General features: G+C 62.8%; 22 protein-coding genes. 19 read left to right on the top strand and 3 right to left on the bottom strand.

Translation table 11 applies throughout. The annotated features are described in order from the left end of the window. The first annotated feature begins 5 nt into the window (after positions 1–5). From CK220_RS19605 to CK220_RS19555, 10 genes are all read left to right on the top strand, one after another. Positions 6–1,157 (top strand): hypothetical protein, encoded by a 1,152-nt coding sequence (locus CK220_RS19605; protein WP_095813108.1) that lies wholly within the window; start codon positions 6–8, stop codon positions 1,155–1,157. Then, on the top strand, positions 1,157–1,693 hold the full coding sequence (locus tag CK220_RS19600) for a DUF4376 domain-containing protein (RefSeq protein ID WP_095813107.1): 537 nt from the start codon (positions 1,157–1,159) through the stop codon (positions 1,691–1,693). The genes CK220_RS19605 and CK220_RS19600 overlap by 1 nt, the downstream gene beginning before the upstream one ends. Positions 1,694–2,020: 327 nt before the next feature. Beyond that, the gene (locus tag CK220_RS19590; RefSeq protein ID WP_095813105.1) at positions 2,021–3,553 is read left to right on the top strand and encodes a phage tail protein; all 1,533 of its coding nucleotides are present in this window, start codon (positions 2,021–2,023) and stop codon (positions 3,551–3,553) included. A gap of 118 nt (positions 3,554–3,671) precedes the next feature. Beyond that, positions 3,672–4,205, top strand: coding sequence for a phage major tail tube protein (locus CK220_RS19585; RefSeq protein WP_095813104.1), 534 nt, complete (start codon positions 3,672–3,674; stop codon positions 4,203–4,205). A gap of 29 nt (positions 4,206–4,234) precedes the next feature. Then, positions 4,235–4,597 (top strand): phage tail assembly protein, encoded by a 363-nt coding sequence (locus CK220_RS19580; RefSeq protein WP_176479136.1) that lies wholly within the window; start codon positions 4,235–4,237, stop codon positions 4,595–4,597. Beyond that, positions 4,597–6,531: a phage tail tape measure protein gene (locus CK220_RS19575; protein WP_095813102.1), complete on the top strand. Its 1,935-nt coding sequence runs from the start codon at positions 4,597–4,599 to the stop codon at positions 6,529–6,531. The genes CK220_RS19580 and CK220_RS19575 overlap by 1 nt, the downstream gene beginning before the upstream one ends. Continuing rightward, the gene (locus CK220_RS19570) at positions 6,531–6,950 is read left to right on the top strand and encodes a phage tail protein (protein WP_095813101.1); all 420 of its coding nucleotides are present in this window, start codon (positions 6,531–6,533) and stop codon (positions 6,948–6,950) included. Before CK220_RS19575 ends, CK220_RS19570 begins: the two co-directional genes overlap by 1 nt. Before the next feature lie 108 nt (positions 6,951–7,058). Then, the gene (locus CK220_RS19565) at positions 7,059–7,445 is read left to right on the top strand and encodes a response regulator (RefSeq protein ID WP_095813100.1); all 387 of its coding nucleotides are present in this window, start codon (positions 7,059–7,061) and stop codon (positions 7,443–7,445) included. 39 nt (positions 7,446–7,484) lie between these two features. Next, entirely contained in the window at positions 7,485–7,715 is a 231-nt protein-coding gene (locus tag CK220_RS19560) for a tail protein X (protein WP_095813099.1), read from the top strand. Next, positions 7,712–8,728: a contractile injection system protein, VgrG/Pvc8 family gene (locus CK220_RS19555; protein WP_095813098.1), complete on the top strand. Its 1,017-nt coding sequence runs from the start codon at positions 7,712–7,714 to the stop codon at positions 8,726–8,728. Before CK220_RS19560 ends, CK220_RS19555 begins: the two co-directional genes overlap by 4 nt. On the opposite strand, the gene CK220_RS19550 is transcribed toward CK220_RS19555, so the two are convergent. Next, entirely contained in the window at positions 8,725–8,997 is a 273-nt protein-coding gene (locus CK220_RS19550; RefSeq protein ID WP_095813097.1) for a hypothetical protein, read from the bottom strand. The two genes, CK220_RS19555 and CK220_RS19550, sit on opposite strands and share 4 nt — an antisense overlap. Before the next feature lie 47 nt (positions 8,998–9,044). Here CK220_RS19550 and CK220_RS19545 point away from each other — a divergent pair, with 47 nt between their 5' ends. The 6 genes from CK220_RS19545 (at position 9,045) to CK220_RS19525 (ending at position 12,474) form a co-directional block, all read left to right on the top strand. After that, positions 9,045–9,896, top strand: coding sequence for a glycoside hydrolase family 108 protein (locus tag CK220_RS19545; RefSeq protein ID WP_095813175.1), 852 nt, complete (start codon positions 9,045–9,047; stop codon positions 9,894–9,896). A 106-nt stretch (positions 9,897–10,002) separates the two neighbouring features. Next, entirely contained in the window at positions 10,003–10,296 is a 294-nt protein-coding gene (locus CK220_RS19540) for a hypothetical protein (protein ID WP_095813096.1), read from the top strand. Between the two features lie 156 nt (positions 10,297–10,452). Further along, complete coding sequence (locus CK220_RS19535) at positions 10,453–10,821, top strand: hypothetical protein (RefSeq protein ID WP_095813095.1); 369 nt, start codon at positions 10,453–10,455, stop codon at positions 10,819–10,821. 247 nt (positions 10,822–11,068) lie between these two features. Then, complete coding sequence (locus CK220_RS31490) at positions 11,069–11,281, top strand: hypothetical protein (protein ID WP_141245171.1); 213 nt, start codon at positions 11,069–11,071, stop codon at positions 11,279–11,281. Positions 11,282–11,344: 63 nt separating this feature from the next. Then, positions 11,345–11,590 (top strand): hypothetical protein, encoded by a 246-nt coding sequence (locus CK220_RS19530; RefSeq protein ID WP_348629669.1) that lies wholly within the window; start codon positions 11,345–11,347, stop codon positions 11,588–11,590. A 614-nt stretch (positions 11,591–12,204) separates the two neighbouring features. Then, on the top strand, positions 12,205–12,474 hold the full coding sequence (locus CK220_RS19525; protein WP_095813094.1) for a hypothetical protein: 270 nt from the start codon (positions 12,205–12,207) through the stop codon (positions 12,472–12,474). Positions 12,475–12,981: 507 nt separating this feature from the next. Here CK220_RS19525 and CK220_RS19520 read toward each other — a convergent pair. Next, a complete protein-coding gene (locus CK220_RS19520) occupies positions 12,982–13,224 on the bottom strand; it encodes a hypothetical protein (protein ID WP_141245170.1) in 243 nt (80 codons plus the stop codon). Positions 13,225–13,407: 183 nt separating this feature from the next. Between CK220_RS19520 and CK220_RS19515 the strand changes: the two genes are divergently transcribed. From CK220_RS19515 to CK220_RS19505, 3 genes are read left to right on the top strand one after another with little or no spacing between them, the layout of a single operon-like run. Beyond that, entirely contained in the window at positions 13,408–14,298 is an 891-nt protein-coding gene (locus tag CK220_RS19515) for an RNA ligase family protein (protein ID WP_095813092.1), read from the top strand. 60 nt (positions 14,299–14,358) lie between these two features. Beyond that, the gene (locus CK220_RS19510; RefSeq protein WP_245429278.1) at positions 14,359–14,691 is read left to right on the top strand and encodes a hypothetical protein; all 333 of its coding nucleotides are present in this window, start codon (positions 14,359–14,361) and stop codon (positions 14,689–14,691) included. Positions 14,692–14,738: 47 nt separating this feature from the next. After that, on the top strand, positions 14,739–14,909 hold the full coding sequence (locus CK220_RS19505; RefSeq protein ID WP_245429277.1) for a hypothetical protein: 171 nt from the start codon (positions 14,739–14,741) through the stop codon (positions 14,907–14,909). Between the two features lie 24 nt (positions 14,910–14,933). On the opposite strand, the gene CK220_RS19500 is transcribed toward CK220_RS19505, so the two are convergent. Further along, positions 14,934–15,119 carry a hypothetical protein gene (locus tag CK220_RS19500; RefSeq protein WP_245429276.1) on the bottom strand — a complete coding sequence of 62 codons (186 nt, stop codon included), beginning with the start codon at positions 15,117–15,119 and terminating at the stop codon, positions 14,934–14,936. Positions 15,120–15,193: the final 74 nt, after the last annotated feature.

The following is a 15,193-nucleotide window of genomic DNA, read 5'->3' as shown; positions in this document are numbered from 1 at the left end:
TCGCCATGCCGACTGAAAACGCCACGCCGAACCGCGGCTACCAGCTGCCGGACGGCAGCAACAATCTAGAGGACGATGTGCTGCGGCTGATCGCGGCACTGTCGGCGATCGATGTCGACATCGCCGGCCTGCTGGTCTCGGTCGCCCAGCGCGCGCTGCTGGTCCACAGCCATGTCATCGCCGACACGACGGGGCTGCAGGCCGCGCTCGACAGCAAGCAGAACGAGAGCGAAAAGGGCAACGCGAACGGCTATGCCGAACTCGACGCAACCGGCAAGGTCCCGGCCGCGCAGCTGCCGTCGGCTCTCTTCGGCTCCCTGTCCTATCAGGGCACTTGGAACGCGAACACCAACACGCCGACGATCCCGGCGGCGTCGAGCGCCAATAGAGGCCAGTACTACAAGGTTGCCACGGCGGGCGCGACGAATGTGTCCGGCATCACCGATTGGCAAATCGGCGACTGGATCGTTTCCAACGGCACTGCTTGGGACAAGATCGACAACACCGATCAAGTTTCAAGCGTGGCCGGGCTTGTGGGCACGATTACGGTCGCCGCGCTGAAGACGGCCCTCGTTCTCGTGAAAGCCGATGTCGGGCTCGGCAACGTCGACAATACCGCTGACAGTGCCAAGCCAGTCTCTACTGCGCAAGCTGCCGCCGATGCCCTGAAAGCCGACAAGGCTACCACGGTTTCAGCCGGCGGGCTTGCGACCGGCGGCGGAGATCTGTCGGCAAGCCGAACGATCACCGTTACGAAATCCACCAACGCGCAAGCTATGGCGGGTACGGATGACACAACGGCCATGACGCCGTTGCGCGTGAAGGACGCGATCACAGCCCTTTCACCGGCACCGAACTACGGGGTCGGCAATGCGGCGCTGGCTTACGGTGCTGTCGGGACTTACGTGTTCGGCTACTCCCTTAACAGCACCGGCATTGTGGATGGGTCGACGTACGCTGGCTCCGCCATTCAGCCCGCGGGCGTCACTACGAATGTTGGCACTGATCCCGGCGATGACGTGGTGTTTGGCTCGGGTTCCATCACCGGAGTTAAGGGCGGCAGCACTCTCTCGGGGACCTGGCGTGCGATGGGCCGCGTGAACAACAGCGCCGGCTCTAATCGCCTCCGGCAAACGCTCTTTCTGAGGGTTTCGTGATGGACTTTCGCAACCCCGTCTACAACCAGTTCGGCACAATTGATGTCGAAATTGAGCATCCGGAATTTGGCTGGATACCCTTTACGGCGTCTCCGGATGATCCCGAAGAGCTTGGCGGGACCTTGTTTGCCGATGCGGCTCCGATCGCGGCAGCATATTCGCCGCCGACAGTCACGCTAGAGGAAAGTCGCGCGGCTAAACTCGCGGCTCTCGCAGAAAAGCGCTGGAAGGTCGAGACTGGCGGGACGATCGTAGGCGGCGTTCCCGTCCGGACGGATGCGAACAGTCAAGCCAAGATTACCGGCGCCGTGTTGCTCTTCGGCAATGACCCGGAGTTGACGGCTATAGATTGGGAGGCGCAGCCGGGGGTTTGGGTAACAGTAGACGCAGCGACCATGAAGTCGATCGGCGTAGCTATTGGCCGCCATGTGCAGGCGTGTTTCAGCCGGGCTAAGGCGCTATCGGCGGAGATCGTGGCGGCGTTCGACTCCGCGGCCCTCGACGCGGTCGACATCGAAAGCGGGTGGCCAGTCTAGGCTTACCAGAGCCGCCACAAGATGAGGCAGAGGACGGCCAAGCAAAGCCATAGCGAAAGGCGAATTTCGAACAGCGCTTGCGTGACAGCGTTTGGCGCGACCTCCTCGAAATGCTCCCCCTCGAAGCGTTCCTGCGCTTCGATGAATAGGCTCTCCGCCTTTGTGGGCCTGTCCTTAGTCACTGCTGCTGGTCTTCTCTGATCTTCCAAGCGAGTTCCCATAGCTCGATAGTTACGCAGTGTCCAGTTTGACAAATATTACTTGTCTCTAAAGTAATGCACCAACCCGCACAGCGGGGTCTTCTTTCTGTCCACAGGAGAAACCACCATGACCGACCCCGTCTTCGGGATCACAATCCGTCGCGACGCCAACGAGGCGGCCGTGCCGTCCAATGCGCTGATGAGCGTCGTCGGCATCTGCATGCCCTTCGCCAAGGCGGCGACCGCGACGCAAGCTGCCTTCGAAGCGGCCTTCCCGGCCGGTGTCGCGGTGCGTCTCAACTCCAACGACGCGACCAAGCTCGCGCTCTGCGATCCCGATTCGCTGTTCGTCGACGCCGTCGAGGGCATCAACGCGCAGCTCGGGCCATACCAGGTCGCTGCGCAGCTGGTGGTCAACCGTGTTGCCGAAGGCGCCGACATCGCGGCCACCATCGCCAACATCGTCGGCTCCTCGGTCGCTGGCACCGGCATCCATGCCTTCGTCAATGCCGGCGCCGATCTCGGCGTCTATCCCCGCCTCATCCTGGTGCCCGGCTACACGACCCAGCAGTTCGGCGCGCTGACCGCGCTGGCGCTCGCCACTCAAGGCACCAACATGACCGCGGCTCCCGATGTCGCCTTCACGGGCGGCGGCGCCGATCCGAACAAGGTGCTGCCGACCGCGCACGCCGTCATGGGCTCCGGCCCCGGCGCCCAGAAGGTCGCCTCGCTCGTCATCGACACGCCCGGCGCCTATCTGTCGGCGCCGCTCAACGTCACCTTCTCCGGGGGCGGAGCGGACGCCGGCAAAGTGCTGCCGACCGCGACCGCCACGGTTGAGGAACTGGCCAATGCCGTCTGCGCGGCGCTGCCGGAAGTGCTGAACAAGATCCTCGCCGTGGCGATCGTAGACGGCCCGAACGGCCCCGACGCCTTCACCCAGTGGCGCGAGACCCTGTCTTCGGACCGGCTGATCCCGGTCACTCCCGGCATCAAGCGTCTCGACGCTTCCGGCGATGTCGTCACCCGGCCGGCAGCACCTCGCATCGCCGGCGTCGCGGTGCGCCGCGACTATCAGAACGACGGCCGGCCGTTCCGCTCCTGGGCCAACCAGGCGCTCTACGGCATCGTCGGGCCGGAGCAGAACTACCGCTTCTCGCTCACCGACGGATCGACCGAAGGGCAGGAAATCCTGGCCGCTCAAGGGGGGATCATCGTGCGCGGCGACAGCGGCGACGATTTCGCAATCGCCGACGGCGGCTTCGTCTATATCGGCACCGACAATCTGTCCGACCAGACGATCTGGCAGCAGTATCACAAGGTGCGCGGCCGCGACTTCATCGAGCTGACCTGCCTGCGCACGCTGCGGCAGTTCCTGGGCAAGTTCAACCTCACCACGCAGACGATCCAGTCCGTCGTCAACACCGTGCACGACATCCTCGCCAAGGCCGAGGCGAACGGCGACATTCTCGGCTTCAAGTGCCGCTTCGACCCGCAGCTCAACAACGCGCAGGATCTGCGCTCCGGCCACATCTACATCGACGCGCAGTTCGAGGAAGCACCGGTGTTCCGCCGCCTGACCATGACCAGCCGCCCCTACGCGCCTGCGCTCCAGGCGACGATCGACGAGCTGATCGCTAGGCAGAACCTGATTTCCTAGGCCTCCAGCCGCGCACCGGCTCCGGCGGGGCGGCGAACGGTCGCCCGCCCGCAGTCGCGGGCTCGGGCTTCGCCCGGGCCACCTCTTCACCGCTGTCTCATAGAAGGACCATTCAACCATGGCCGAGAAACTTCTGCTGCTCGAACAGGTCAACCTCTTCGTCGGCGACCAGGACCCGGAAGATTCGAACCACATAAAGCTCCAGTCGCTTGGGCTCCCGACGCTGGAGCAGGTGACCGTCGCGCATCTCGGCGGCGGCGCGCCGGGCGAGGTCGAATGGGGCATGAACGCCATCAAGGCGCTGCAGCCGACCTTCAAGCTCGCCGGCTTCGCCAAGTCGAGCTATCGCGCCATGGGCGTCGGCACCAACCAGCCGCTGAACTTCACCGGCTATGGCGTGCTGAAGAACAAGCAGACGGGCGATGCCTTCCAGGCCAAGACCGTCATCCGCGGCATCGTCAGCCGCATCGCGCCGGACGCCTTCGACCGCGCTTCGGCCTTCGGCCACGATCACCAGGTCAGCGAGGTGACGCACTACGAACTGTCGGTCGACAACGAGGAATGGTTCTACTGGGACTATTTCACGACCCGCCGCCGGCAGTTCGGTGTCGACGAGCTGGCCAAGGCCCGCGTCCTGCTGGGCATTGAATAATGCCGCCCAAGAACGCGATTGAGGACTTCATGACGGGCGCCGACGAACCGGCGCCCGTTGCGGCCGCTGCGGCGGCTGCGGAAATCGGCGGAGGGCTGGAAGAGGCCGCGCTCGAATTGACCGATGCCGACTACCGCTATCTGACCCTTCGCCGCCCTGTCACCCGCGGTGGCGAGCGCATCGTCCGGATCAGGATGCGGCCGTCCACGCTGGAGGACATTGACGACTGGTCGAGCGCCGGGATCAGCAACCGCGAGCTGCTGGCGCGGCTCTGCGCCTTGCCGCCCGAGGTGCTGAAGAAGCTCGCTTGGGACGATGCTGAGGCCTTGATGGAAGTGTTCCACCAGGTCGTGCCGGAGTTCGTCTTCGCCGCTGCCAAGGATGATGCCTGATGGCCAGGATGTCGGCCGAGCTGATTGTCTCCCTGCTCGACCGTGTGTCGGGCCCCGCCGCCAAGGCGCGGACCAGCCTGACCGCGCTGCAGAGGGCCGAGCGCGATGTCTACCTGGCGCGCAACAACACGCGCCTGACGCGCACGCAGGTGGCCGAGGAGCGGCTCTTGGCGGCGCAGGACGCGGAACGGGAGAGGCGTCTCGCGCGAGTGGCGACATTCGGCAAGGTTGCCGGCATCGCCACCGCTGCCGCCGGCTATGTCGCGATCCGCACCGCGCGCGACTACGCGCAGCTCGAGCGCACCATCGGCCGCATCATCATCAATGCCGACAAGCCCGCAGCCGCGATCAAGCCGACCATCGCCGTGCTGCAGGAGCTTGCCGACAAGTCCAAGCTGCCGTTCGACAATGTGGTGCAGGGTCTCGAAACCCTGATCGCCTCCGGCCGCTCGCTGGAGGAGGCGCTGGCCTTCCTGCCGACCGTGGCGCGGACCGCGCAGGCCTCCGGCGCCGAGATGTCGGATATCGCGCTCACCGCCGATGCCTTGGCCAACTCGCTCGGCATCACCGCCGACAAGATGCAGGAGGCGTTCGACATCCTCGCCTTCGAGGGCAAGGCCGGCAAGTTCGAACTGAAGGACATGGCGGCGGAGCTGCCGGCCATCGCGCCCGCCTTCGCTGCGCTCGGCTACAAGGGCACCGAAGGGCTGAAGCGCCTGGCTGCCATGCTGGAGATCGTGCGCAACCAGACAGGATCCTCGGCCGAGGCTGCGACCAACTTCTCCAACATCCTGCAGAAGGCCTATGGCAACGAAGTCGCCAAGAACTTCAAGAAATATCACATAGACATCCGCAAGGAACTCGATCGCACCCGGAAGGAGGGCGGCGACGTCATCCAGACGCTGGTCGAGCAGACGCAGAAGGCGCTCAAGGGCGACCTGTCGAAGCTGCCGCTGATCTTCACCGATATCCAGATGCAGCAAGGCATGCGCGCATTGCTGACGCAGATGCCGGAACTGCAGAAGCATCTCGACGCGCTTGGCGGCTCGGCCGGGACCGTGGCCAAGGACTTCGCCCAGATCACTGGCGATTCCGAAGGCAACTGGCAGCAGCTGATCAACAATATCCAGGAGACGGGGAGGGCCCTTGGCGACCTTTCCGGGCGGGCGCTCAATCCCGTGCTGGAGAAGGTGAACCAGCGGCTGTCCGATATGATGGCGGTCGACAAGGGTTACGAGGCCTTGCGCGCCAGCGGCCGCGATCCCATGGCCTACATGGCCGAATTCAGGGACCGCTACAACAAGCAGCATCCGGAGCTGGGGTGGTTCGATCGCAACATCACCGGAGCATCCGCCGAGAATGCTTTCCGCGCGGCGCTTGCACAGCTCGGCCGCGGCGAGATCAAGAACGTCTTCGATTCTCTTCAGAAGCAGTCCTCGGCTATCGAAGACCGGCTGACGCGCGTGCCGAATGCCGGCGTGCAGCCTGCCGGCACGCCCGTGCCCACGCCGCGGCCGAAGCGGTGGGAGGAAATGACCGCAGCCGAGCGGCAATTTCGGGCCATCAGGGAGGGCGCGCACGCACCGGCGAAAGGCGGTGACAAGGCGCCGGAGCCGCTCGGCCGGCCCTTTGACATCGGCGAAATCGAACGCAGCCTGCAGTCCGGCGGCAATGACGCGGGCGCCAAGATTGCCGAAGGCGGCACGCAGGCCGGCCAGAATGCTGCGCAGACTTTCACATCGGGCGTCGCGGGCGCCGGCCAGTCATTCGGCCAGAGCGCCGCCGCGGCCTTCATCGCCGGGGTCGGCGGCTTCCTGTCTTCGGCCAAGGGCGATCTGATGCGGCCTATCGGCTCGCTCGGTCAGAGAACCACGGGGCAGCAGGTGCAATCCGACACGCGCGGGCAGGCGATCGACTTCGGAGGGCCACGCTGATGCTGATGAAGATCGGCCTGGTCGAATGCGATCTCTCGTTCAACATCGATACGCATTCGCGAGAGACAACGCATGACTATGCGGAAAAACCGGTCGTCGGCGCGATGCCGCCGCTCGAAGATGTCGGCCTCGGCGCCGAGACGCTGACCGTCTCCGGCCAGCTGCTGCCGACCAAGCTCGGCGGCTTGGGCACTTTGAACATTCTGCGTGGCGCTCAAGCGGCCGGCACGCCGCAGCTGGTGACGCGCGGCGACGGCTCGGTGTTCGGTTTCTATGTCGTGCAGTCGGTGAACGACGAGCACACCTACCTGGAGCGCGACGGCGTCGGCCAGGTCGTGGATATCATCGTCAAACTGCAGAGATCGGCGGCGCCGGCGGCGAGCGACTTCTTCACATCGCTGTTCTCGCTGCTGGCCTAAAGATGGTGCCGAGCGCTTCCACGGCCCGTGCGGTGAAAAAAACGATTACGTCGTTGGAACCGGAAGGCAATTGAAAGCGTAGTGGCCCGAATAGGGACCGGCCAATCAATGAGTGACAGCGAGATTCTGGTCGTTGAGGACGAACCTCTCATCCTCTTGGAAATCGAAACGGCTTTGGAGGAAGCAGGCTTCTCTGTGCTCAGCAGCAGGAGTGCTGAAGACGCGCTGAGCGCCTTCAACGCGAAGCCCGAAAAGTTCAAGGCGCTCATCACCGATATTCGGCTGGGCCCGGGCAAGTCGGGGTGGGATTTGGCTCGGCTCGTTCGCGAAGCCAGTCCAACGATGCCCGTCATTTATGTGAGCGGTGACAGTGCCATCCACTGGTCTGCAGAAGGCGTTCCCAACAGCGTCATGATTCCTAAGCCTTTTTTCATGCCGCAGGTCATAACCGCTCTGGCTACGCTGCTTAATGGGCAGCCGCCGGCTAGCCTATAGCTAGAGCAACTCCCGCAACACATATGGGAAGATACCGCCATGACCGAGACCGTCATCGTCAAGACGGAAGGCACGACGCTGTCCGCATTGCTGGCGCGGCATTATCGCAAGGTCTTCTCGGGCATGGTGGCGAAGACCTTCGCCCTGAACCGGGATCTCGCCCGGTCGGGCCCGCTCCTGCCGGTGGGTCGCGTCGTCACGGTGTTGACGCCGGCCGAAATGGCGGCCGAGGGCGGCGCGGCGAAATCCGTGATTGACCTGTTCTCATGAGAAAAGGTCATTTCCGCGTGGTTGTCGGCGGACAGGACGTAACCTCACGTTTCTTGCCGCGCCTGATCTCGCTGTCGATCACCAAGTCGAGCACCGAGGCGACGCAATCGGCGACCTTCACGCTTGACGACAAGGATGCGACGGTCCGCTTTCCGAAGACCGGCACGCCTGTGTCGATCGAGCTCGGCTGGCAGGGCGGCGCGATGCGGACTTTCGAGGGAGAAGTGGACACTTGCGACTGGTCGCTCGACCGGGGATCCGGCAGCGTGCTCTCCATCACCGCGCGCTCGGCGAGCCTGAAGGGCAAGGTCAAGCAGCCGGTCGACCGGCATTGGGAGAAAAAGACGCTTGGCCAGGTCCTCGAGGACGCGGCGCAAGACGCAGGCCTGTCGATCAAGGTGCATCCGTCGCTTGCCAGCCGGCAGCTGGAATATGAGGCGCAGGACAATGAGAGCTTCTTCGCCTTCGCCGATCGGCTTGCGCGTGAGCATGGCGCGACCTTCGCCATCAAGGGCCAGCAGGCTGGGTTCGTGCCGCGCAACCAGGGCGTCTCGGCGACCGACCAGCCTCTGCCGACCATCGTCATCACCCGCGGCATAGTGATCTCGGCGAGCGGCCTGACGCCAGTGACGGACCGGCCGCGTTTCAAGAAGAAGAAGGGCCGCTGGTACGACTTCCACCGGGCAAAGCAGGTGATCGAAGAGGTCGAGACCGGCGAGGATGTCGAGCCGGAGGACGTGCTGCGCTTCATGGAGCCGGACGCCACGGCCGCGCAGACCCGGGCCGATGCCGATCGCGTCGACGGCGCGCGGCAGAAGGGATCGGGGTCGATCACAATCGAGGGCGAGCCGACCGCCGAGCCGGAAGGCACGGCCGTGATCATGGTGCGCGCCGGCGTCGACGGCAGGTACACGATTGCCTCGATCACCGACACGCTCGACCGCGGCAGCGGCTACACCACACAGATTTCGCTTGGCAACCCGCAGGGCTCGGCTGGTACGGACGCCCGCTAGGTCGAGAGCAGCTTCACCATACTCAGTCGCCGATGCGCCAGGTGTCGTGCTGAGGTCTGGAACGCCTCGCGCTCGGTTTCGAGTAGGAAATCCAGCGTCATCATGTCGAGCAGGAATTCGTCGATCGCCTCAGCCAGTCCCTGAGACTTGCCTTTTAGTTGAGCGAGAAGGGCGCGCGCCTCTCCGACGGCGTTGGCGCCGCCGGCCTCGATAAGCGTCTCGAGCTTCCTGAAACAATCCAATCCCGAAATCCCCCTTGCCGCGGCCATCAATCGCCGACGGCCAGGAAAGTTCCCAAGCTCAAAAGGAAAAATTCATGACCGCATCTCGCGAGCAGGAATCGCTCGCCCGCGTGCTCGCGCACGAGGGCGGCTATAGCAATCATCCGGCCGACCCGGGCGGGGCCACGATGAAGGGCATTACGCAGCGGATCTATGATGCCTATCGCCGGAGCAAGGGGCTGGCGCTTCGTTCCGTGAAGGGCATTATGGGCCAGGAACTCTTCGAGATTTACGATCGCCAGTACTGGGACGCGGTGAAAGGCGACCAACTGCCTGCCGGGGTCGACTACGTCGTGTTCGATGGTGCGGTGAACTCTGGCCCGAAGCAGTCAATCATCCGGCTGCAGCGCGCGCTCGGGCCGCTGTACCAGGGCCGGCTTGACGGCGTCTTGGGGCTCGGCACCATCGCGGCCGTCCAGGCCTGCAACAACCACGATGCCCTGATCGACCGGATATGCGATCTGCGGTTGGCCTTCCTTCAGCACTTGAAGACATGGCCGGTGTTCGGCCCCGGCTGGTCTTCGCGCGTCGCGGAGGTCCGGTCGATCGGCCAGTCCTGGGCATCCGGCCTCACGCCGCAGATAGCGAGCTTCGTCGACGGCGGCCAGGCGAAAGCCTTTATCGGGGATGCCAAGGTCGCCCCATCGACCGCACCGGCCGATGCGGCAACTGGAGCCGGTGCCGGCGGACTTGGCGTCTCCGGCTACCTGTACGATCTGCAGAACCAGCTTTCGCCCTTCGCCTACACCAGCGAATGGATCGGCAAGGTCGTCGTCGTCCTGGCAATCGCAAGCGCGCTGCTCGCCATCGGCGGTCTCGCCTGGCGCTGGCGTGCGAACCGCAAAGCAAAGCACCTGCTGGCGGCTCTTGGGGCGGAGGCGGCGTAATGGAGAACCTTGCCTCCGTCTTCGCCGTGGTCCTTCATCGCGGCCTGCGCCTGGTCGGTGCCGTAGGCCTGGCAGTCATAACCGGATTCCTCATCTGGTGGCTCGTATGAGCGTCCTGATCAGCCTGCTTGTCGGCCGCCTTGGCATCTCGCGCCTTTTGGCAGGCGCTATCGCCTGGGCGGCCATTGCGACCCTCGTCTCGGGCGCCGCTTTCACCGTTTGCGAAGTCATCAAGTACCGTGGCGCCGAAGAGGTCCGCGCCAAGATCGAAAAGGAAAATCAGGATGCGATCAGGAGGGGCATTGATGCTCGCATGTCTTTTGACGACTGCGTCGACGCTGGCGGCGTGTACGACTTCCGACGTCAACGGTGCGCCGGCGCTGCGCTCGGCCATCGGTAATAGCCTGGCCGGAGCGCAGGGCAAGACAACCGCCGATCAGAACAGGATCGACAAGACCATGGCGCCGGGCTGCGCCATCGGTGTCTATACGCCGGCGGAATGCGACCGCCACACCAGGGCGAGCGCCGCGCGTCGAGCTGAGCTGGGGAGGGGAGATTGAGCGAATTCAACTCCAATATCGCGTTCCTACTTGCCGTCGTCAGCGCGGTGGCTGGCCTGTGGTGGCGCATCGAGGCGGCCATCAAATCGGCTCGGGACGAGGTCAAAAAGGATGCGCACGACGCACATGCCAGGGCAGACATGGCGATCGCATCGGTATCGCTGCTTGCCGAGCAACTCGCCGCGCACAAGCTACACGTTGCGGAGACCTACATCACCAAGGCCGGCCTTCGCGAATTTCGCGACGAGGTGATGACGGGCGTGCGCGACCTCAAAGGCAGCGTCTCGACGCTGCACGAGCGCATGGACCGCTTCATCGAGAGCGATAAGATCGCCCGACATCGTTCTTCTTCGCAGCTCGAGTAAAGCTGCCATCCTATTTTGGACCGGTCGACCCCAGCCGGAGTTGTGCGACCAAGCAGCAGCAGATGGCTAGCCCGGCGATCAGGTATTTTAAGCGCGATGACAGAAGCAGTCCGAACAGGCAAAGCGTCGCAACGGAACGGATGCGCATCCCCCGGCGCTCTCAGTTTGAAATTTGAAGCGGCAAAACCCGTCGTCGCGATCCGGCCCGAACTCCTATACGCTTAGCGCAAAGCATGGGAGGAAAGGCTTGTCTCAAAAGAGTGACATGCGCATGTGGCGCGAGGCTGGGAAACTTGCCGCATCGGGCGACTGTGAAGGGTGGCAAGCCATCGAACGGGAGCTTCTTAGCAAAGGTTTCCCGCGCGCCAAGCTACTGCTTGATAACGATCGGGTCCGCGACAAATTAGATCATCTCTGTAAGAGCGCACAGGAGAAACGTGCCGATGCCAACCGGGCCTAGAAATACGGCCGCCTTGGAGCGGAAAGTGGAACCCACAGGTATCACTAGCCACGCGCGGCGGACGTGATTATTCTGAGCGGGGGTGTTTGGACGGGTGGCAAAGCCATGCCTATGGGGCGGTTGACAAAGGGCGTATTCAATCCCGATGAAATAGAGGCCCTGAGCCGAGTTTTTGCGGCCACCTCTGCACCCAACGAAACGGAGGAGCAGAAGGAGCACCGCGCCTCGCGCATTATTGCAAACTACATGGCGGGCATCACCGACGAGCGCGAACTGATCGAGCTCTCCCGCAAGCCGCTGGGCAGATAGCTCGTCGCTCGTCATGCCTACTTGTACACTGCGCGGCTCCGCTCGTCAGTGGCACGCACTCAATACCGTTCGTCGCGTCGACCCCGGATTTCTCTCCTTACTGTAAGGCCGGCACCAACCAGCGGCCAATTTCTGCGACTGAAGTCCCGGGTGCCATCCCATTCTTAACAGCGAAACAAACCCCTCGCGCCCATCCCAACATTTTAACAATCGGCAAAATGCACCAGTAATGACGGTTGGTAACTGTTGATTCAACCATTGCTGGTATCTGTGGTGGCGGCTCCGACATTGGCAGTTGGGCTGCTAGGTGTTGCCGGAGCCGCCTGCGCGGCCGATGGGAGAGACCGCGCTGTCTTAAAATAGGACAGCGCGGTCTATAATTCGTTAAGGCTAACGTAATCCTCCCATCCCCCTCCTTTGTACACTAATAGGACGGCTTTCCCCGGCAGTTCCTGGCTTGCAGGCCCCCTCGCATCCAGTCGGTCCGACCCAAACAGTCCGCTCGCGCAGGGGGCGCTGCGCGACGTGGCAGGCATTGCACGGTAAGCCCCGTTTTACCAAACCGTATGAAATGTGAGTGGACCTTTCCCGCATATGCGAGGTTATAGGTCGCTATGCCCAAGTTTTTCTTCGATGTATCCGACGGTGGCGAAGTCTACCACGATGCGCGTGGGGTCATCCTCCCGAACGAGGACTCGGCCAAGCTTCGAGGCTGCGAAATCGTCACCAGACTTGTCGTCGGAACGCACCATCCCAAGGACGAGAGCCGCGAATTGCTCTGTACGATACGCGACATGGCCGGGCGTCCAATGATGAAGATCAGAGTTGAATCGGGCGCGCCTGTAGTCAGCGAAGAGACTGAGAGCCCCAGCGCTGAGGAGTGATCAGCGCTGGGGGCCTTGGCCACGTACGCGGTACTCATTCAACCCAAACAGATGCCCGTCACTCCAGGGAATGGCGGGCATCTCTCTAGCTGCTGCCGACGAGGAAGGTGACGCATTTCCTCACCGGCCCTATCAAATGATGCAGCGAGCCTTAGGTTTCAGCATAGGGACCAAAGCGTCAGCATCTCGGACTTCTGTCGCATATCCCGACGGGCAAGGGTTTAGGCTCCGACGTACGGTTCTGCCCCCGATTATCCGAGCCGTCTGAGGCTCGTGAAAAACTCGAGCGAGCTCGGTTCAGTTTGATTTGACAGGCTGCCTTCGGTGTCGACCGGCTGTCACCTCTGGTAGCGCCAGAGCGCGCCGCACGCTTTTGCGGCGTAGACAAGACCCTCGCCTGGCGGGGGCTGGCAGAGGCCACAAAGAAAGCCCGCCGCGGGTTAAGGCAGAACGGGCTTTTCTTCGGGAATGTCGCGCACTTAAAACGGTCGGCGACAACGTACGGAGTTATTTCTTCCCCGGAGGCCCGAGATGTATGTGGTTCTTGTCACCCCATCCATTCCCCGGGCGTGCTCCTCCCGATTTGGCGATCGCCCCAGAGTTCAGGCTCGTGCCGAGCAAAATGGTTATGGCCGGTGGGGTCACCGCCGCAAAACGCCCTGCTTTCTTCAAAAAGTCCCGGCGCGCCTCGCCCTCTGAAACAAGCTTTTCGGAGTTCTTTTCCGTCAGTCTTGTGCTCTCATTTGACATGTTGGCACTCCTTCCGAGGATTAAGTTTAGTTGCTGGATGCGAAGAAAGTAGTTCCCCAAAAGGCGTACATAGCCCGCTGGGTCGGACTGTTCCCCATTGCAATCGGCATTTCAGCAACCGCTAACGGAACGCTTGCGACTGTTCCATATTGAATCAAATTCGAGTTTCGCATTGGGGTTCGCATGCGTAAGCCTGCCGGCAGAGCCCGGCTGTCCTTCATCAAGCCTCTGGACCCAGTCCAGGTCGAGACGCCGCCGGTCAGCGACGATTGGCTGCACGAGATCAAATATGACGGCTACCGAACCCAGCTGATCCTCGACTGGGCTGGCGCCCGCGCCTTCTCTCGAAACGGGCATGACTGGTCGAAACGGTATTGGCCGATCGTCCAGGCGGCCGAAGAGCTACCCGCGGAATCCTTCATCATCGATGGGGAGGTGATTGCGCCGGATCCCGACGGCCGTCCGAACTTCCACGAGATGCACTCGCGCATGACCTGGAACGCCGAGCTGCTGGCGTTTGTCGCGTTCGACCTGCTGTATCTCAACGGCGATCATATTCGTCCCCTGCCGCTGGTCGAGCGCAAGGCGAGGCTCTGGAACCTGATCAAGCCGGCCAAAGGCATCATCCAGTATAGCGATCATGTCGAGGGGAACGGCGCCGTCTTCTTCGAAGCTGTCGAGAAGATGGGCCTCGAGGGCATCGTCTCGAAGCGCCGCACTAGCGACTATCGGAGCGGCAAGCAGGACTTCTGGGTAAAGACAAAGTGCTGGGAGGTCGGCGACTTCGAGCTGCTGGGCCTCAGGCGCGAGCCTGGGAGGCCTGCTGCTGCGATTATGGCGCGCAATGGCCGATATGCTGGCATGGCGGCAGTGACGCTTCCCAAGGGCGTCAGAGAGCGTCTTTGGCAGCGTGTCCAAGAGACCAGGGCGTCGAAGCCAGCGCAGAGGGTGCCGAGCGCCTTCGCCGATGATGTCGAGTGGATAAAGCCCGGCATCACTGGCCGGGTGAAGTTCCTTCGCGGCGAACACACGCTCCGCCATGCGACACTGCAGGACTTCGAGGAAGGAACCTAAGGCAGCCGGCCAACTTGTCTCAGCATGAGCGCGCGAGCCGTGGAGTTCCTGGACATGTGGATGGCAGAACATCTGCCAAACGTCATCACCGATGATCCCGTTGCCATCAGCGACCTTGTCGACGAACTGATGGCGGCTGCGAAGGGTGAAGGCATCAGGCCCAAAGAGTTTCACGAAGAAGTCGACAGCGTGTTCGAAGTCATCTTCGAGGCGATGCAGCACCGCGAGCGCGGTTTGGCCGATGGCGATGAGGCTGCCAGGGACTTGCTGGCGGGCCGCCTGGCCCAGGAAGCAGGCGTTACCAGGGAGCAAGCGCAGGATCTGATCCGGCGCTTCGGAATCGATTGGGAACCGCTGCTTCGTGAGGCTCATTTCTTGAAAGAACAGCGGTAAGATGAGCGAACGTGGGGCAGAATTCTATGGCAAGTGGATCAAAGACAATGCGCGGCAGCGTCGGCGCCGATATCATTTCGGTTGCTGAGTTGACGGCCAAGTTATTCGCCGATGCGAGGGCGGCCGAAATATCCGAGCATGAGATTGAAGAGGAGATCGGCAGCGCCTGCAACGCAATCCTGGCCGCGATTGTCGGTCCACAGGAGAAGTGCAACTGAGCCCTGTGGCGCTGGCTCAGCCTTTCAGGCGTCGAGTTCCAGCGGCTCGTGCTCGGGCTGCTCATGCCAGATGACTTGTCGCAGATCCCTCCGGTCGACCTGCTGGCCGCACCGCCGGCAATTGTAGAAATGATCCTGCTCACGCGCCGGCTCGTCGCCCTGTCGCGTGCCCTTGACCGGGGGTCGGAGATCGGAAAGTTTCGTCATCATGGCGCCCGAACACCTGCGGCCGCGCGATGTTCCGTCACGCCGGCGGGAGCCGGGAACATTCTCCCGGTGTCCCG

The sequence above is a fragment of the Mesorhizobium sp. WSM3860 genome, assembly GCF_002294995.1.
Classification (GTDB): Bacteria; Pseudomonadota; Alphaproteobacteria; order Rhizobiales; family Rhizobiaceae; genus Mesorhizobium.
This window is presented reverse-complemented; position numbering and strand designations above follow the sequence as displayed.